This window comes from Microbacter sp. GSS18 (assembly GCA_029319145.1).
Classification (GTDB): Bacteria; Actinomycetota; Actinomycetes; order Actinomycetales; family Microbacteriaceae; genus Microbacterium.
Genome location: CP119753.1, coordinates 1737019 through 1754582, shown reverse-complemented (window position 1 = coordinate 1754582; position 17564 = coordinate 1737019). Strand labels below are relative to the sequence as shown.

The following is a 17564-nucleotide window of genomic DNA, read 5'->3' as shown; positions in this document are numbered from 1 at the left end:
CGTCGTGGTCGGCGGCGGCACCGCCGGCTGTCTCATCGCGCGACGCTTCATCGATGAGGGCGCGCGCGTGGTCCTCCTGGAAGCCGGGTCCTCGTTCGACCCTGATGCCGTGCCCGACGGCATCCGCGACATCTATCCGCGCTCGTCCTGCAACCCCGATCTTCCGGGTCGCCACACGGATGTCACGCGGTGCGACCGGGGAGCCCGAACCGCAGTCGGGGGGAGCGCCAGTCGAAGATCTCGCGCTGGATGCGGCTGCGCGGAACGCCGGCTGCACGAAGCCGGCGAGCCACCACCGACGTCAGCCCGCTGGGACCGCACATGAACCACTCGGTCCCCGCGGGCTGGCGCCGGATCGCGGCGTCGATCGTCGGCACGTCCAGGCGCATCCCGTCCGCACTGAACGCGGTGGTGAGCGTGACCCACGGCAGTCTCTGCGCAGCGGCTTCGACGTCGTCCCAGCACGGGACATCGGCGGCGTCCCGCGCCGCGACGATCATCTCGACGTGAGCGTGGTCCACGGCTGCGGGGTCCGAACCCTCCGCGGACGATTCGGATGCCGCGGTCCGCAGCGCAGAGGCGAACGGCGTCACTCCGGCGCCGGCGGCCAGCCACACCTGCGGGCCCGTGCGGCCGGGATCGGTGCTGGGGGCGAACGCTCCGAACGGTCCGTCCACCCGCACGCGGTCACCGACGGCGAGCCCATCCCGCACGCGTCCGGTCCAGTCGCCCAGAGCGCGGATCGCGAAGGAGAGCTCGCGGCCCCCGGCCGCGCTGCTGAGCGTGAACGGGTGCGTCTCGCGCGTTCCGCCTGGGCTGGCCGTGAGGAACGCGAACTGGCCGGCCGTCGGCGGCAGGATGGTCCGGCGTCCCGCGGGGGAGAGGGAGATCTCCACCTCGCGCGCCGTCCGTGTGGTCGCGATGACCTCGTACTCGACGCCGCCGCGCGCCTTGTCGACGAGTCTGACCGCCATGCTCAGGGTTCCGAGGGCGGCGAAGATCCCTGCCGAGATCGCGAACGCCGGGGTCGCCCCCAATCCCTTCGAGGCGAGAAGCGCATGCACGGTCAGCAGCGAGAACACCACCATGGTGACGATGTGCACCGGCTGCCAGCGGTGGTACGGGATCCTGACCACGAGCGCGAGGACGACCGAGATGACGAGGAGGATCGCCCCGGCCACACCCAGCGGTCGGAACGCCACCACCGTGCCGAGGTCGATCGCCTGCGAGACCTCGGGGTCGTTGCGCAGCAGGAGGTGGATGCCCAGTCCCGCCGCGGTGGCGGCGCCCAGCAGGCGATGCGCGCGATAGACGCGGTCGAGTGGCCCGAAGAGGCGCTCCAGCACGGGGCGGCGTATGGCGAGCAGCAGGGTGATCGCCATGAAGGCGTAGCTGAGCGTGCCGGCGAGGAGCCCGAAGCCTGCGCTCCACCCGCGAGCGGGGACCTCCATCGCCAGCGTGCTCGCGGCGAGAGCCAGCAGCACCGCCGCCGCTGCCCATGTGCCCGGCCGGATGCGACCCATGCCGCGTCCTCGTCGCGGGAGCGCGGGCGTCCCCGTGCTCCGTTCCGCCGTCGCGGACATGATCGCCTCCGGCCGTCGACGTCCGGCGGGACCGACCGGTCGCCGTCGGCGCGACTAAATATGGATACATAGTACCCGATATTGCGGAGCAGGCGCGGTCCTTCGTCGCCGTCCGCAGTGGGGGCGGGGACGCGCCCTTGCGGTCGTCCGGGGAGATCGGAGCGCGCGCTCGTCACACGTCGAAACGGAGTCCGATCAGCTCGAGGCCCTGGGGGCCACGTGCCCGGACCGTGATCTCATGGCGGCCCGGCGCGAGGTCGATCGGAGTCGAGGCCGCGCCCGCGTCGACCTCGGCGAGCGGCGTCCCGTCTGCGAGGACGAGCATCCGGCCCGCACCGCGCAGGTCGACGTGGACGGTGCGCATGGCGACCTCGCTCTCGACGTAGCGGAAGATCGCCGTGTCGCCGTCGGCGAACCCGACGACGGCTTCGCCCTCCGCGACGGGGGCGATCCGGGCGGTTCCCGTGACCGAGCACGCCGACGAGCCGGGGATCGTCTCGCCGGGTCCATAGGGGGCGCCGGCGCCCTGCGAGGTCATCGGGACCTCCGGGATGCTCCCATCGGGGAGGAACCGTATGGGCTCGATGCACACGCGTCGCATGCTCGAGGACCCGCGCGAGGAGCGGTGGTAGAAGACGTACCACTGGCCGTCGACGCACTCGATCGAGCCGTGGTTGTTCCAGCTCTCCGGATCGCAGTCGGCGTTGTCGATGATGACGCCGCGGTACTCGAACGGGCCGAGCGGGCTCGTGCTGGTGGCGTAGCCGAGACAGGTGGGTTTGCCGCGGGAGGTGTCGGCGAACACGAGGTAGTAGACGCCGTCGCGCTTGCGCATCGAGCAGCCCTCGTGGAAGTGGTGTTCGGCTTCGGTGATCAGACCATTGACGATCGAGGACTCATCGATCGACATCATGTCGCGGTTCAGGCGCGCAACGTTCGCCGAGAATTGTCCCCAGTACAGATAGGCATGGCCGTCGTCATCGACGAATACCGCCGGGTCGATCTGCGAGATCGGCAGGCGTGTGGCATCGGCGAACGGCCCAGCGGGGTCATCGGCGACCGCGACGCCCTCGCTGTCGTCCGACATGCAGAAGTACAGGTAGTACCGGCCGTCGCGCTCGATCGCGTCGGGCGCGTAGAGCAGGGGCTCGGTCGGCTGGCGCTGGGCCGTCGCCGCGCGCACACCCGCGGCGAACTCCTCGAACGGGACGTCCATCGCTCCGGGTGGGAGCATCGCGCGCGCGTACTCAGGAAGCTCGTCGTACGACGTCACCCCGTCGAGGAACGACCGGCCGGACGGCGGGACGACACCCGCCCACGGCACGTCGTCGGTGGTGAACGACGTGGGATGCATCGTCCACTCGCGCAGATCGGCGGTCGAGGCCACGCGGTACCGACCGCTGCAGTAGCGGTCCTCGCGCTCGTCGAGGCTGCCGTACAGGTACAGCCGTCCGTCCGGCATGACACGCGCCTCGGCGTCCGGGATGTGGACGTCCAGCGGGAGAACGGGATTGCGCCCGTGAGCCGAGCCGACGTGCGGTGCGAGGTCGACCATTCCTCGTTCTCCGATCAGACGAGGGCGCCGGGCAGCGAGCGGGCCCGGGCGTCCTGCAGGGCACGGTACACGTCCGCCTCGACGGTCGGGCCCGATCCGGGGATCTGGCTCAGCATGAATCGCAGCGACATCTGTCCCTCCGGCGTCCCCGCGGGCGGCGGCTCGGGCATGTAGTCCTTCAGGAACGGGTGGTGCTGCAGGATCGCGCCGAATGCCGCGTCCCAGGCGTCGGGGAACGCGACGATCTCGCTGATGGGGGTATCCAGGTCGAACTCCGGCATCTCGGCCACGGTGAGCTCGTAGGTCCACGTGTGGCTGCCGGCCGTCACCTCCTGGGTGAGCGCATCGGGGTGCAGCGGCGGCGAGACCAGGGCGGTGACGCCGTCGGGGATGGTCGCCGTGAGGGTCGCGGCCGTCCCGTCGATGCGCCACGCCGCCTCGATGCGCCCGAAGCGCGTGTCGTGCGAGACGGATGCCGAGGTGAGCCCGCCGCCCGGGAGGGGAGCGATCTCGACGCGCCGGTAGCCGGGCTCCAGAGCCGTGAGCCCGCCGATGCGGCGGCGCATCCAGTCGGCGACCGCGCCGAGGGCGTAGTGGTTGAGCGATGTCATGGCGGACGGGTGAAGGGTGCCGTCGGGGCGCACCGCGTCCCAGCGCTCCCAGATCGTGGTGGCGCCCATCGTGACCGGATACAGGAACGACGGGCTCTCCTGCTGCATGAGGAGCCGGTAGGCGACGTCGGCGTGCCCCGTCTCGACGAGGGCGTCGAGGACATGGGGCGTGCCGGCGAAGCCGGTCGAGATGCGGAAGCCGCTCTCGGCGATCTTGGCGGCGAGGCGCTCTCCTGCGCGGGCCTTGCGGTCGCCCTCCAGAAGGCCGAAGCGGATGGCCAGGGCGTAGGCGGTGGGGGACTCGTCGACGATGCGGCCCGAGGGCGCGACGTACTCGTGGAGGAACGCGTTCCGCACCCGACCGGCGAGACGGCGGTAGCGCTCGGCATCGCCCGTGCGGCCGAGGGCCCCGGCGATGTCGGCGATCTCGCGCGAGACCCGCGCGAAGTACGCCGTCGCGACCAGGAACCGGTCGGCCTTCGCCAGGTCGGGCCGCTCGCCGGGCGCGTCGGGGTCGAGCCAGTCGCCGAACTGGTAGCCGTTGGACCACAGGCCCTTCTCGTCGAGGAGCTCTTCGACCTGCTCCACGAATGCGACGGCCGACGGATAGCTCCGGGCGAGCAGCTCGACGTCGCCGTACTCCTGGTACATCGCCCAGGGCAGGCTGACGACGACGTCGCCCCACAGGGCCGTCGGCGCCTGCGTGCGACCGGTGATCTGCGGAACGTACCACGGGACGTACCCGAGCTCGGTCTGCTCGGCGGCGACGTCCGCGAGCCATGAGGAGAGAACCCCGCGCACGTCGTAGAGGAACGCGGCGGTCGGGCCGAAGGCGTTGACGTCGCCCGTCCAGCCCAGTCGCTCGTCGCGCTGCGGGCAGTCGGTGGGAAGGCCCACGAAGTTGCCGCGCATGCCCCAGACCGTGTTGGCGTGCAGCTTGTTCAGCAGCTCGTCGGAGGTCTCGAGCCACCCGGTGCGGGTCATGTCGGTGTGGATGACGACGGCCTCGAGGTCGTCGGCGGACAGCGTTCCCGGCCAGCCGTCGATCTCGGCGTACCGGAAGCCGTGGAAGGTGAAGCGCGGCTCCCACTGCTCGATGCCGGTTCCCGCGAGGATGTAGCGGTCGATGGCCTTGGCGCTGCGGAGGTTCACGGTCTCGAGCTCACCGTCGGGCGTCAGCAGCTCTCCGTGGCGCAGGGTGAGCTCGGTGCCGGCGGGACCGGAGACCCGCAGGCGCACCCATCCCGAGACGTTCTGCCCGAAGTCGACGATGTGCGCTCCGCTCCGGCTCGTCGTGATCTCGACGGGGCGCAGGAAGTCGGTCGCGCGGATCGGCTCGGCGATCCGAGGCTCGAGGGTCGCCGGATCCCAGTCCCGCGCCTCGGCGGCATGCCAGGCCGAGTCGTCGAACCCGGGCGCGCTCCAGCCCGTCGGCTCGAGCCGGGCGTCATAGGTCTCGCCGTCGTACAGGTCGTCGGCGAGGACGGCACCGGTGGCCACGCGGAACTCCTCGGAGCTGCCGATCGTGCGGCGCGAGCCGTCGGCGAACTCGAGGACGAGTTCGAGCCACGCGGCGGGGCGCTCCGTGTAGTACTGCGCGGCGCCGTCCCAGCCGAGTCGGCCGGCGGCCCAGCCGCGGCCGACGATGGCGCCCAGGACGTTCTCGCCCTCGCGCAGGGCGCCGGTGACGTCGTGGTCGGAGACGATCACCCGGTGGCGGTACGAGGTCCACCCGGGCGCGAGGACCTCATCGCCGACGCGGTCGCCGTTCAGCCATGGCTCGACGATTCCCAGAGCCGTGGCGCGCAGAGTGGCGGCGACGGGCAGCTCCTCCAGATCGAAGGAGAGGCGCAGGTACGGCGCGGCGTCGCCCAGGGCTGCGGGAGCGCCGATGAATCGAGCCGCTGTCGGCAGAGGGTGATCGGGGTGCGTCATCGTCGGGTCTCCATCCGCGCCATCGTGGGGGGGTTCTGTCACCGTCGCGTGCAGGCGAGCAGCGCGATTCCCGTCACCAGTGAAGCACCGAAGCGCGAATTTCGCAACTGGTTACGAATTTCAGGAACCGCTCAGGACGATTCGCCCTTCACGACCAGGTCGAAGAAGAGGTCCATGGAAGCGGCGACATCGACGCCGTCCTTGTCGAACAGCCACTGCTGCCGCAGGCCCTCGGCGAGGGCGAGGAGCATCGTCGCCAGCATGTCCGGGTCGCTCCCGGTGATGAGCAGGCGGTCCTGGTCGCTCAGCTGACCCAGAAGGCGTGCGTAGAAGTGGCGGATGCCTTCGTAGCGCTCCGCGATCGCGGCATGCGCCGGATGCTCGGCCACCGAGGCCTCTCCCGAGAGGACGGCATCCAGTTCGAGGTCGGCGACGGACGACGTCTCGGGCGCCGTCGCGCGGATCGAGCTGGCGAGGATCTCCCGGGGATCGCCCTCGGCGTCGGGTGCGTCGGCGCCCGCCAGCGTCGCCGCCACCTGGGCGTCGCGACGCTCGATGACAGCGAGGAGCAGGTCCTCCTTCGTCGGGAAGTGGTGGAGCAGCCCGTTGTGGCTGATGCCGGCCCGGCGTGCGACCTCGGCCATCGTCGTGGCCTGGAAGCCGGCGGCCGCGAACGCCTCCATGCACGCCTCGACGATCTTCCGCCGCACGTCCGCCGTCTTGGCGTACGGACCGCGCTCGGTGCCTCGCTTCATGAATGCCGCTCCTTTTGAAAACTGCAATGGATTGCGAAATTGGTGTTAGGCTCGTGCTCGTTCAGCACACGGATGGATCGACGATGACCAATTTCCCCGACGGCTTCCTCTGGGGAGCGTCCACTGCCCCGCACCAGACCGAGGGTAACAACACGGCCAGCGACTTCTGGGCGAACGAGGGTCGCATGCCCGGGATGGAATTCAGCGGTGATGCGTGCGACAGCTACCACCGCTACGCCGAGGATGTCGCCCTTCTCGCCGACGCCGGCTACACCGCGTACCGGTTCGGAATCGAGTGGGCGCGGATCGAGCCGCGGCCGGGAATGATCTCACGGGCCGAACTCGCCCACTACCGCCGCATGATCGAGACCGTCCAGCGTGCGGGCCTGACCCCTGTCGTCACCCTGCACCACTTCACGAGCCCTCAGTGGCTCGCGCAGGAGGGCGGCTGGCTCGTCGACTCCGCCGTGGACCGCTACCGCTCGTACGTCGAGGCCGTCGTCGACATCCTCGACGGCGTGGAATGGGTGGCGACGATCAACGAGCCCAACATGCTCGCCATGATGACGGGGATGGCCAGACTCGCGGCCGATCCCGAGGCGGCGAAGGAGTGGACGAGTCCCACGATCGAGGGCGACGCCGAGGCCGAGCGGCCGCGCCCGCAGCTCCCGCCGCCCGACCCCGAGATCGGGCGACGGTTCATCGCCGCGCATCACGCCGCGCGCGATGTGCTCCGCGCGCGCACCGACGTCAAGGTCGGGTGGACCGTCGCCAATCGTGCGTACGAAGTCCTTCCCGGCGGCGAGGACACCGCACGCGAACTGAGCCGGGTGTGGGAGGACATGTATCTGGAGGCGGCCCGCGGCGATGACTTCATCGGCGTGCAGTCGTACTCCACGATCGCCGTCGGCCCCGACGGCCCGGTTGCGCACACGCCGCGGCCGGACGACACCCTCGTCGGCACGCCGTATCGACCGGACGCGGTCGGGATCGCGGTGCGCCACACGTGGGAGGTCACGGGCGGCGTCCCGATCATCATCACCGAGAACGGCATCGCCACGAAGGACGACGACCAGCGCATCGCCTACACGCGCGGCGCGCTCGGCGCCGTCTCCGATGCGATCGGCGACGGCATCGACATCCGCGGCTACCTGCACTGGAGCCTGCTCGACAACTACGAGTGGGGTCACTGGGATCCCACCTTCGGACTGATCGCGGTGGATCGCGAGACGTTCGCCCGCACGCCCAAGCCGAGCTTCGCCTGGCTCGGCGACGTCGCCCGCACCGGCGGCGACAGCCTGAACGGAGGCGCCCGATGAAGCGCGAGACCATGCACGCCGTCCGTCGACCCGCGGACATCACGCTCGACGGCACGTGGGACTTCCAGCTGCTTCCGACGCCCGACGCGCCTCGTTCCGAGTCGTGGCAGACCGCCGAGGTGCCCTCGCTGTGGACGATGACCTCACCCGAGGACCGGCCGTTCTACACGAACGTGCCGATGCCGTTCGACGAGGTTCCTCCCGCGGTCCCGGCCGCCAACCCCACCGGCGTCTACCGTCGCCGCGTCGTGCTCCGGCCCGAGGACGGAAGCCGGCTCATCCTGCACGTCGGCGCGGCCGAGGGCGAGCTGACCGTCATCGTCAACGGCCGGGCCTTCGCCCCGAGCACCGACTCCCACCTCGAGGCCGAGTTCGACATCACCGACCTCGCCGTCGACGGTGACAACGACATCGAGCTCGTGGTCGCCAAGTGGTCGGCGGAGAGCTATCTCGAAGACCAGGACCAGTGGTGGCAGTCGGGCATCTCTCGGTCGGTGTGGATCTCGGTGGTCCCCGCGATCCGCATCGCCGACGTCGTCGCGCATGCGGACTGGGACGACGAGTCCTCGTCCGGCTCGCTCCGTCTGGAGGTGGAGACCGCCGGGCTCGGGCAGCGCCGCGAGGCCGGGTACCGCGTGCGCGTGGAGGCGGTCGGGCGCACAGTCGAGGCCGAGGTCGCCGCACGCGTCGCGGCCCCCACACTGCCGAAGCCCGCGAAGGAGCGCGACAGCCGTCCCGCGCCGATGCTGCCCGATGACGTGATGGACCTGCTCAGCATCAAGGCGGCGAGTGCGCCCATCCCGACCGAGTTCCGTGCGATCCCCAATCTCGGCTCCATGGCGATGCCCACCTTCGGCATCGCCGGGACGGCGACGGTGGAGGTGCCCGAGGTCGAGGTGCAGCCGTGGTCGCCGGAGCGGCCGCATCTCTACGACGTGCGTGTCACGCTCATCGATCCCGACGGCGCCGAGATCGACGTGGTGTCGGTGCGCACGGGGTTCCGCACCGTCCGCATCGTCGGCAGCGACCTCCTGGTCAATGGCCGACGCGTCCTCATCCAGGGCGTGAACCGCCACGACATCGACGAGCGCACGGGTCGCGTCGTGAGCCGGGAGCGGATGCTGAAGGAGCTGTCCCTCCTCAAGCGCTTCAACGTCAACGCGATCCGCACCGCGCACTACCCGAACGATCCCGAGTTCCTCGATCTGTGCGACGAGATCGGCTTCCTCGTGGTCGACGAGGCCGATGTCGAAGCGCATGCGTTCGCGTCGCGCATCCCCGACGACCCCGACTACCTGCTGCCGATCGTCGAGCGCGTGCAGCGCATGGTGCTCCGCGATCGTAACCACCCGAGCGTGATCGCCTGGTCGCTCGGCAACGAGTCGGGGCACGGTGCCGCTCAGGACGCCGCGGCCGCCTGGGTGCGACGCGTCGACCCCTCTCGGCCGGTGCACTACGAGGGCGCGATCGCCACGGATTGGCACGGCGGCCGCAGCGCGACCGACATCGTCGCGCCGATGTACCCGTCGTTCGCGGCGCTCGAGGGCTACGCGGCCGACGAGCGCACGGACCGCCCGTTGATCCTGTGCGAGTACGCGTATTCGCAGGGCAACGCCACCGGCGGCCTCGCCGAGTACTGGCGCCTGTTCGAGACCCTTCCCGCGCTCCAGGGCGGGTTCATCTGGGAGTTCACCGATCACGCGCTCGACATCCAGGGCGACGGCACCTTCCGCTACGGCGGCGACTTCGACGACGCCGCTCACGACGGCGCCACGATGCTCAACGGGATCGCCTTCTCGGACGCCACCCCCAAACCCGCGATGTACGAGATGCGCGGCATCTTCAGCCCGGTGCGGATCATCTCGGATGCCGACGAGGCGCTCGCCGGGACCGTCCGCGTCCGCAGCCGGCGCCACTTCGCGGGTCTCGAGGATCTGGCCTTCGAGATCCGCGTCGAGACGCGCGCGGGATCATCCGCCGCGGTGCCCGTATCGCTCAACCTCGAGCCGGGACAGGAGGCGGTGATCTCCCTGCCGGCCGAGATCGTGCAGCAGCTCACGGCGGACGACGCGCTCGCGCTGTCGCTGCGGGTTCTCACCGCGCACGACACCGTCTGGGCGCAGGCGGGCACGGAACTGGCGGTGGAGCAGGTGGCGCTGCCGCGCACGCCGCTCATCCTCCGCGGCGAAGGGTCGGGCGTCGAGGTGACGGGTGCCGGCGACATCGCGCATCCGCTGCTGGCGGCCGCTCCGCAGCTGTGCCTGTGGCGCGCGATGATCGACAACGACAACTCGTTCGCGCTCGACAAGCGCTTCGTGCGCTCCGGGTTCTTCTCGCTGACCCCGAGGTCCGTCGACGTCGCCCGGGCCGACGACGCCACGGTCGTCACCATCCGCTACGCCACGGCGTGGGATGACGAGGTCGTTCATCGACGCCGGATCTCGGGCGGCGACGGCGTGTACCGGATCGACGAAGAGGTTTCGCTTCCCGAGGGGACGCGGGACGGGCTCCGCGTCGGCATCCGGTTCGAGCTGGAGGGACGATTCGACGACGCGGAGTGGGTCGGGCTCGGCCCGTGGGAGAACTACCCGGACCGCAGTCGGTCCGCTCTGCTCGGACGCTGGAGCAGCTCGATCGACGCGCTCGCGACGCCGTACCTGATCCCCCAGGAGAACGGCACCCGAGGCGGCGTGGATGAGCTCCAGCTCTCGGGGCCGGCGGGGCGGGTCGGCGCGCGTTCGGCGACGCCCCTCCACGCCAGCGTGTCTCGCCACACCATCGACGAGCTCGAGGACGCGACCCACTGGTGGCGACTCCCCGAGAGCTCGCGAACGATCGTGCACCTCGACATCGCGCACCGCGGTGTCGGGACCGCGCTGCTCGGCCCCGACACCCTGAAGCAGCACCGGCTCATCGGCGATCAGTACGCGTGGAGCTGGGAGCTCACCCTCACGCCGCGCTTGTCATGACCGAGCAACCGGGGGAGCAGTCCGGCGGGCATCGCGCGCCGACGCCCGCCGCCGGCCCGGTCACGACGGCCGCCGCGGGGGCGTCGGCGGCGTCGTCGGCGCCCTCGCCCCCGGAACAGCCGCCGGTGCCGCGAGCGACGATCGCGCTGATCTTCGTCGGCGCCTTCGGCGCGGGTCTCGCGCTCGTGGTGCCCATGGCGTTCTCGCTGGCACTGCGACTGTCCGACCTGGCGCCCGGACGCGAGAGCACGCTGGGGTACATCCTGGGCATCGGCGCCGTCTGCTCGCTGGTCGCGGCGCCGTTGACGGGGATCATCAGCGATCGCACCCGTTCGCGCTGGGGGAGACGGCGTCCCTTCACAGTGCTCGGAGTCGTGATCGGGCTCGCGGCCGTGCCGGTGCTCGCCTTCGCTCCCGACATCCCGGTGCTCACGGCGGGCTGGCTGCTGACCTCGATCGGATGGGGCACCGCCGGCGGGTCCATCGGCAACCTGCTCGCGGACATCCTGCCCGAACGGCAGCGCGGCGGTGTTTCGGGGCTCGTGAATCTCGCCGGTCAGGTGTCGCCCGTGTTCGGCATCCTGCTCGCGGGCCTGGTCACCGAGGACTCGCTGCTGCTGTTCCTCGTGCCCGCCCTGGTCGGGGCGGTCCTCGTGCTCGCCTTCGCGCTGCTGGTCGACGAGGCGGACTCGCGTCACATGCGATTCGCCGATGCGCTGACCATCACCCGGTTCCTGAAGAGCCTCGCGTTCGACCCGAGGCGGCATCCCGCCTTCGCCTGGGCGTGGGTGGGACGATTCCTGTTCTTCTTCGGACTCTCCCTCACGATCGCCTACGGCACCTACTTCTATTCCCAACGGCTCGGGGTGCCCGTCGAAGACGTGGCCGCGGTCATGGCGGGGATCTCGGCGGTGGGCATCGCCGCCGCGTCGGCGGGTGCGCTGGGTGCCGGGTGGATCTCGGACCGATGGGGTTCGCGTCGCGCATGGGTGGCCGTGGCGGCGGCGCTGTTCGCCCTCGGATGCGTCGTCTCGGCGTTCGCGTGGACACTGCCCCTGCTGATCGCCGGGGCGCTGATCGCCAACATCGGAATCGCGGCGTTCGGGTCCGTCGGTCATGCCCTCGTGCTCGATGTCATGCCGCATCGAGAGACCCAGGCGGGGCGCTTCTCGGCGATCACCGGCTTCTCGCAGCGCATCCCGAGCGCCGTCGCCCCGCTCGCCGCACCGCTCCTGCTCGGATTGGCGGCGACGACGCACGCGCAGTACACCGTGCTCTACCTCGCGTCGGGGGCGTTGGCGCTGCTGGGCGGGCTCGTCACCGTCGTTCTGGTGCGTCCACGGACCGCCTAGGTGGCAATCGGGTGACAGATGTTGCCTCACACGGACCACGACGTCACGCGCATGCTGCACGCGGCGGGTGTCGAGCTCGATCACCTGTCCATCGTCGGTTTGGCTGACAGGGTCTCGGATCCGCTAGTCGCGCGGTCCTGCCGCGCGTGCATCCTGAGCAAGACATGCGGCACCGATGAGAGGTGCATCGCCGCCCAGGCCTGCCCGCAGCACCCGAACCTCGTGCCCGCGCGGAAGCACCGCCGCAGCGTGTGCGGCTGCTTCGACGAGCGCGACATAGTCGGGTGCGACGAATGAGAAGCCGCCGCCGATGACGAATCGCGGGATGTCGAGCAGAGCGAGCATGCCCGCGACGGCCTGTCCGACAGCCTCGGCAGACCGCTCGATGGCAGCCCGGGCGACAGGGTGCCCCGCAGCTGCGTCTCGGGCGAGGTCCTCGCCCGACGTCCCGGCCCAGCCCTGATCGCGGGCCCAGGCCACCGATGCCGGTCCCGACGCGATCTCCTCGAGCGTTCCGTCGCGGGCCCCGCCGCGCGGTGCGCGCGACGACAGGCGCAGCTGTCCGACATGACCTGCGTTTCCCGAGCCTCCCTGGACGGATCTGCCGTCCAGGATGATGCCACCCCCGACGCCCGTGGACACGACCATGGACACGCTGTCCGCGGTGTCCTTCGCCGCGCCGAAGCGAGCCTCGGCGAGTGCGATGCATGTGCCGTCGAGGGCCAGGCGCACGGGCACGTCGTCTCTCAGGGCTGCGCGCACGGAATCGACCAAGGGGAATCCGTCGAGGGGGAGATTCAGCGGCGAGACCGTGCCGGCGTGCCGGTCGATCGGGCCGGCGCTGCCGATGCCCACCGCCGCGATGCTCGCACCGGAGGCGGCCGCCGCGAGGGCCGCCTCGACGACCTCGCGCACGGCGGCATCGACGATGTCGGCGCCTGCCGACGGTCCCGTCGGAGCGCGATGGCGCGATTGCGCGACGATGGTGCCATCGTCGGCGACCAGCGCCGCCTCGACCTTGGTGCCGCCGAGGTCTACGGCGAGCGAGAGCGTCTCCATTGAGCTTCCTGCCTGCGTGAACCGGATCGATCCGGAACGCTAGTACATGTATGTTCCGGATGCTGCACCGGCGCAACGCGGCAACCGCGCTCCTGCGAGATTCATGTCTCGGCGCCGGACCCGCCGCTCGTCGTCCTCCATGTCGCCCGTCCCTGCTTCGGCGGCGGGTGTGGGTGCCGGCGTCGCGGAGCAGCGCCCGTCGGGGAGAGGTCGATCAAAAGCTCTGGGAACATCCCCGATCAGAAGGGATTCATACTTGTGCCCCCGACAGGAATCGAACCTGCGACCTTTGGTACCGGAAACCTCGTCCGGGCCCGGTTGGGGAGCGGGGGAGTCGAGGAACCCGCGGAATTCCGGTGTTTCTCGTTCCGCTGGTCGTGCCCCGATCTGGCTCATTCCGGCCCAGATGTTGCCATTTTGTTGCCACGCTCGAGCCGCCTCTCGTGCGGCTGCCCGTGGCGGCTGCCGTCACCATGTATTGTCCGAACTCGCCGGCGTCGGCGTCGGATGCCGGCGTTCATCGATGGAGGCCGACTCGAGAGCCAGGACCTACAGGTAGTCGACGACATTGGTGCTCGAGCGGACTCGCAGGTGACGTTCCTACTCACGAAGGTGGCGAAGCGACGGGTCCCATGCCGGCGCTCGGTGCGCGTGCAAAGGCGCGCGCGGGGAATGCAAGCCATGCAGGGTCGGCCTTCGTTGACGGTTCTGCGACGGACCTCAATCCGGCGCGACCCTATGGTGCTGTGGTTGTCATTCCGGTTGCTCGCGGGTCGGATGCCGACTGGCGGGCGTTCCCGCTCATGCGGACCCGAGGAGAACTGGAAGTTGTGTTTGCCGTCGTGCCGAGTCGATCGTCGCGACGAGCGTATGAGCTGCGATCCGCGGCGCGCACGACCAACCCCGAGCGTTCGCATCCACGCGCGGGTCAATCGACTCAAGTCCGCGGATAGCGAGGCGTGCTGACTCCAGCGAGTCGGGTCCGTCCGGTAGCCGACCCCGGTCCAACGCCTCCGCCGGATCGAGGTAGCCGCGGGAGTTGGGTGTGCCGCGCGCGTGGGGTTGGATTGGTTGGCGCGCTATCAGAAGGTGGGAATCCGGATGGCGGATTGGTTGATCATCGTCCTCGGGATTGTCGGGGGGATTGTTCTGCTCTGGGTCGCGCTGCTGGTCGTGCTGTGGATACAGCAACGACGGGCCGGCTCCGACGTCGACTGGCGATCGATCCTGCGACTGGTACCCGACGTCATCCGTCTGGTGAAGCGCCTGGCCAGCGACCCGACAGTTCCGCGCGCGACCCGTTGGTGGCTGATCGGTCTGCTTGGTTATCTGCTGATGCCGATCGATCTCGTGCCCGACTTCATTCCAGTGCTCGGCTACGCCGATGACGCGATCATCGTCGCGATCGTTCTGCGATTCGCGATCCGGCATGCCGGTATGGATGCCATCGAACGGCATTGGCCTGGCACACCCGCGGGACTCCGCAGCGTTCTCACTCTCGCTGGCTACGGTACAGATCGGGGTGAGTCGCACAGCGCTCGGGGCGGCCGTTAGGCGACCGGCTTCCGGACGATCAGCTCGCGCGAAGTCGATCGGCGAGCTTAGCTGGCTCGGTTTCCGTTGCTCCAACTTGCAGCGTCGCATCCAGCCAGTCGAGTTCGAGTCGGACTCCGGGCTGCAGCGCATCCTCTCCGAGAGGGCGAAAGGCCGTCGAATTGGCGTCGTACTCGGCCAGCCCGAAGGCGGAGTCGATCAGGCGGGACACCGACCACCATGCGTGCTCAAGCGAGCCGTTTAGCGCGCGTACGGCGTAGGCCGCGGCGGCAATGACGTTGTCATCGGCGTCGGGACGCCGCTCGAGATCGTCGGCGTGTGAGCGCAACTCCGAAACACTTGTGGTTCTGTTCCAGCCGGCCGCGAGTGCCGCAGTGACCATCCGATCGTATGTGTGCGTCGTGTTGGCCAGCCGCTGGGCGCACGCGAGGGCGACGATCGCTGCTCGCCCCGCTCCCAAGTCGAGCACGCGACCACGGATCGATTCGAGATAGGCGGGGGCATCCACGAGTGCATTATCTAGGCGTCCCTCGGTGCGCGTCCAACCACCCGGCTTCGGTCGGCCGTAGACCGGTCTTCAATTTCGTAATACGATGCCGCCATGGGTGGTGACGAGACGATCAACGGCGTTCCGGTGACGGAGGAGCAGATCGCGGCGTGGGCGGAGGAGGCCGAGGCCGGCATCGACGTAGCGACCCTCAAGCGGCGTGGACGGGGACGTCCCGGGCGCGGGGCTGAGCCCGCGCAGGTGGTCGCGCTCCGGCTCACGTCCGAGGAACTGGCCGCTCTCGACGCTCGCGCTGCGCGCGAGCACAAGACCCGCTCGGAGCTCATTCGCGAAGCGATCGCTGCGTACGCGGCGTGAAGGTCCACGACTCTGCGCTCAAGCACGGCATCGCGCCCGAAGACATCATCCAGGCTGCGTCATGGTCGCTGTGGGTCGACGATCTCGATGGCGACTCGCCAGCGCGCCAGCTTCGGCTCGGGTTCGACAGGCAAGGACGGCTGCTTGAGCTGGTGGTGCTGGTCTTCGACAGCGGCAACGAGCTGGTGATCCACGCCATGAAGGCCAGGCCGCAGATGCTCGACCTGCTGCCGTAGATCGGACTGAGCCAGGCGAACGCTCGCGGGATGCCATGCGCGCGGGCGGGTCTCGACGCCGCAGGATGACGCGAGTGCAGGCGAACGCACGCGGTTCCACTCCCTGATGCGTTCGCTCGCCGACCGGGCACCGGTCGCTCAAGCTCGGCGTCGCGCCGGCGTCGAGCCGCTGATCCAGTGCTCCCTGGCCGAGTCCGGGTCTGGCGTCGTACGGTGAAGTCGTCAAGGCAGAGGAACGGAGCCACCGGTGACCGAACGAACTCTCGCGCTGCCCGGGGTCGATCTCGTCTATGACGTGCATGGACCGTTGCCCACCGCGGACGGCCGACCGCCGCTGATGATGATCGGCCAGCCGATGGATGCCAGCGGATTCCAGGCCCAGGTGCCGCTGTTCGCGGATCGCACGGTCGTGACCTACGACCCGCGCGGCCTGGGCAGAAGCACGCGGAGAGACGGCGCGGTCACGAATGAGCCCGATGTTCAGGCTGAGGATGTCCACGCGATCATCCAGGCTCTGGGCGCCGGCCCCGTGGACATGCTCGCAAGTAGCGGCGGTGCGGTGACCGCCCTCGCCTTGGTCGTCGCCCACCCGCACGACGTGGCGACTCTCGTAGCGCACGAGCCGCCCATCGACTGCGTGCTGCCGGATGCGGCAGCGGTGCAGCGGGCCCGGGAGGCATACACCAGGGTCTACCAGGACAAGGGGTGGGGCGCGGGAATGGCGGGCTTCATCGCGTTGACCTCGTGGGAGGGAGAGATCACCGACGAGTACCTCGCCCAGCCGGCGCCCGACCCGGCTGCGTTCGGCCTGCCCGCGGAGGACGACGGTACGCGGGACGACCCGCTGTTGTCCGATCGGTCGTGGGCCGTCACCCACTACCGGCCCGACCTCGACGGCCTGCGGTCGGCGCCGACGCGGATCGTGGTCGCGGTCGGCGAGGAATCCGTGAAGGTCTACACAGGGAGAACCGCGATCGCCCTCGCTGAACAACTCGGCCAGGAAGCGACCATATTCCCCAGCCACCACGGTGGCTTCATGGGTGGCGAGTTCGGTTACGCGGGCAAACCCGAAGCCTTCGCCGCCCGACTCCGCGAGGTCCTGGACGACAATCCGAAGCCCCGCGCGTAGGGCGACCGTCCGTCGCGCAGTCAGCGGTGGACGATTCGCATGATCTGAGACGGTCGCACCGTGCGGCAATAATCGGATGCATGAACTGGATGGTGTTCGGCACGGTGCTCGCCGGAGTCGCCGCCCTAGCCACTGTAGCCATCACGATCACCAACCAGCTCAGCGCGTCGGTTCGCTACGACCTCTGGGTGAAGGTGCTCAACAACGCGCGCAACCAACATCAAGCGGAGACCGCCGCGGACCGGGTGGACCACTACTTCGTCGAACTGGCTGTCGCCGAGTTGACGCGAAGACGACGCGCTCAGCTCGCGATCATCGGATTCGGCATAGCCGCAGTCGGATTCGTCGCAGTCACAGTCGGTATGGCGGTGGCGCGAATCGGCGACGACGTGGCGCTCTGGATTGGCTGGATCGTGTCTGGCATCGGTGGCGTCGCGTACGTGGCAGGTCTCGCAGTTGCGGCGATTGGCCCCGATCGCGTTCGCGACCAGCAACGGAAGAAGACCACCGAGGCGTCCGCCGCTGCCGCTCTCAGGGAGCTCCGACCCGTTCCCTGGTGGCGCCCCCGGCGGAAGGTCAGCTAGTCGGGCCGACCAATGCTCGTCCAGGCGGGTCGGCTAACGACGCGCTACCGCGCGGGTC

14 protein-coding genes are annotated in these 17564 nt (G+C 69.7%); 8 read left to right on the top strand and 6 right to left on the bottom strand.

Annotated features, from left to right (window positions below; genetic code table 11):
- Positions 1 to 182: 182 nt before the first annotated feature.
- From P0L94_08295 to P0L94_08280, 4 genes are all read right to left on the bottom strand, one after another.
- Positions 183 to 1523: a ferric reductase-like transmembrane domain-containing protein gene (locus P0L94_08295; protein ID WES66063.1), complete on the bottom strand. Its 1341-nt coding sequence runs from the start codon at positions 1521 to 1523 to the stop codon at positions 183 to 185.
- Positions 1524 to 1755: 232 nt separating this feature from the next.
- Positions 1756 to 3138 carry a family 43 glycosylhydrolase gene (locus P0L94_08290; GenBank protein WES66062.1) on the bottom strand — a complete coding sequence of 461 codons (1383 nt, stop codon included), beginning with the start codon at positions 3136 to 3138 and terminating at the stop codon, positions 1756 to 1758.
- A gap of 14 nt (positions 3139 to 3152) precedes the next feature.
- The gene (locus tag P0L94_08285) at positions 3153 to 5684 is read right to left on the bottom strand and encodes a family 78 glycoside hydrolase catalytic domain (GenBank protein ID WES66061.1); all 2532 of its coding nucleotides are present in this window, start codon (positions 5682 to 5684) and stop codon (positions 3153 to 3155) included.
- A gap of 131 nt (positions 5685 to 5815) precedes the next feature.
- Positions 5816 to 6439, bottom strand: a complete 624-nt coding sequence (locus P0L94_08280; GenBank protein ID WES66060.1) for a TetR/AcrR family transcriptional regulator — start codon at positions 6437 to 6439, stop codon at positions 5816 to 5818.
- A gap of 83 nt (positions 6440 to 6522) precedes the next feature.
- Here P0L94_08280 and P0L94_08275 point away from each other — a divergent pair, with 83 nt between their 5' ends.
- From P0L94_08275 to P0L94_08265, 3 genes are read left to right on the top strand one after another with little or no spacing between them, the layout of a single operon-like run.
- Positions 6523 to 7758, top strand: coding sequence for a family 1 glycosylhydrolase (locus tag P0L94_08275; GenBank protein ID WES66059.1), 1236 nt, complete (start codon positions 6523 to 6525; stop codon positions 7756 to 7758).
- A complete protein-coding gene (locus P0L94_08270; protein WES66058.1) occupies positions 7755 to 10727 on the top strand; it encodes a glycoside hydrolase family 2 TIM barrel-domain containing protein in 2973 nt (990 codons plus the stop codon). Before P0L94_08275 ends, P0L94_08270 begins: the two co-directional genes overlap by 4 nt.
- The gene (locus P0L94_08265) at positions 10724 to 12079 is read left to right on the top strand and encodes an MFS transporter (protein ID WES66057.1); all 1356 of its coding nucleotides are present in this window, start codon (positions 10724 to 10726) and stop codon (positions 12077 to 12079) included. The genes P0L94_08270 and P0L94_08265 overlap by 4 nt, the downstream gene beginning before the upstream one ends.
- Positions 12080 to 12202: 123 nt before the next feature.
- Here P0L94_08265 and P0L94_08260 read toward each other — a convergent pair whose 3' ends face one another.
- Complete coding sequence (locus tag P0L94_08260; protein ID WES66056.1) at positions 12203 to 13138, bottom strand: ROK family protein; 936 nt, start codon at positions 13136 to 13138, stop codon at positions 12203 to 12205.
- Between the two features lie 1071 nt (positions 13139 to 14209).
- Here P0L94_08260 and P0L94_08255 point away from each other — a divergent pair.
- A complete protein-coding gene (locus tag P0L94_08255) occupies positions 14210 to 14692 on the top strand; it encodes a YkvA family protein (protein WES66055.1) in 483 nt (160 codons plus the stop codon).
- Between the two features lie 19 nt (positions 14693 to 14711).
- Here P0L94_08255 and P0L94_08250 read toward each other — a convergent pair whose 3' ends face one another.
- The gene (locus tag P0L94_08250) at positions 14712 to 15200 is read right to left on the bottom strand and encodes a hypothetical protein (GenBank protein ID WES66054.1); all 489 of its coding nucleotides are present in this window, start codon (positions 15198 to 15200) and stop codon (positions 14712 to 14714) included.
- A gap of 93 nt (positions 15201 to 15293) precedes the next feature.
- On the opposite strand from P0L94_08250, the gene P0L94_08245 reads away from it, so the two are divergent.
- The 4 genes from P0L94_08245 to P0L94_08230 all read left to right on the top strand — a co-directional run bounded on the left by P0L94_08245 (position 15294) and on the right by P0L94_08230 (position 17506).
- The gene (locus P0L94_08245) at positions 15294 to 15557 is read left to right on the top strand and encodes a ribbon-helix-helix protein, CopG family (protein ID WES66053.1); all 264 of its coding nucleotides are present in this window, start codon (positions 15294 to 15296) and stop codon (positions 15555 to 15557) included.
- Positions 15554 to 15793: a hypothetical protein gene (locus tag P0L94_08240; GenBank protein WES66052.1), complete on the top strand. Its 240-nt coding sequence runs from the start codon at positions 15554 to 15556 to the stop codon at positions 15791 to 15793. The genes P0L94_08245 and P0L94_08240 overlap by 4 nt, the downstream gene beginning before the upstream one ends.
- Before the next feature lie 247 nt (positions 15794 to 16040).
- Positions 16041 to 16922 carry an alpha/beta hydrolase gene (locus P0L94_08235; protein ID WES66051.1) on the top strand — a complete coding sequence of 294 codons (882 nt, stop codon included), beginning with the start codon at positions 16041 to 16043 and terminating at the stop codon, positions 16920 to 16922.
- Positions 16923 to 17002: 80 nt separating this feature from the next.
- Entirely contained in the window at positions 17003 to 17506 is a 504-nt protein-coding gene (locus P0L94_08230; protein WES66050.1) for a hypothetical protein, read from the top strand.
- Positions 17507 to 17564 lie beyond the last annotated feature (58 nt).

What these genes read in the sequence shown, in the direction of transcription:
- P0L94_08295 (WES66063.1), bottom strand. Translation starts at nt 1,523, where the DNA reads ATGGGTCGCATCCGGCCGGGCACATGGGCAGCGGCGGCGGTGCTGCTG.
- P0L94_08290 (WES66062.1), bottom strand. Translation starts at nt 3,138, where the DNA reads ATGGTCGACCTCGCACCGCACGTCGGCTCGGCTCACGGGCGCAATCCC.
- P0L94_08285 (WES66061.1), bottom strand. Translation starts at nt 5,684, where the DNA reads ATGACGCACCCCGATCACCCTCTGCCGACAGCGGCTCGATTCATCGGC.
- P0L94_08280 (WES66060.1), bottom strand. Translation starts at nt 6,439, where the DNA reads ATGAAGCGAGGCACCGAGCGCGGTCCGTACGCCAAGACGGCGGACGTG.
- P0L94_08275 (WES66059.1), top strand. Translation starts at nt 6,523, where the DNA reads ATGACCAATTTCCCCGACGGCTTCCTCTGGGGAGCGTCCACTGCCCCG.
- P0L94_08270 (WES66058.1), top strand. Translation starts at nt 7,755, where the DNA reads ATGAAGCGCGAGACCATGCACGCCGTCCGTCGACCCGCGGACATCACG.
- P0L94_08265 (WES66057.1), top strand. Translation starts at nt 10,724, where the DNA reads ATGACCGAGCAACCGGGGGAGCAGTCCGGCGGGCATCGCGCGCCGACG.
- P0L94_08260 (WES66056.1), bottom strand. Translation starts at nt 13,138, where the DNA reads ATGGAGACGCTCTCGCTCGCCGTAGACCTCGGCGGCACCAAGGTCGAG.
- P0L94_08245 (WES66053.1), top strand. Translation starts at nt 15,294, where the DNA reads ATGGGTGGTGACGAGACGATCAACGGCGTTCCGGTGACGGAGGAGCAG.
- P0L94_08230 (WES66050.1), top strand. Translation starts at nt 17,003, where the DNA reads ATGAACTGGATGGTGTTCGGCACGGTGCTCGCCGGAGTCGCCGCCCTA.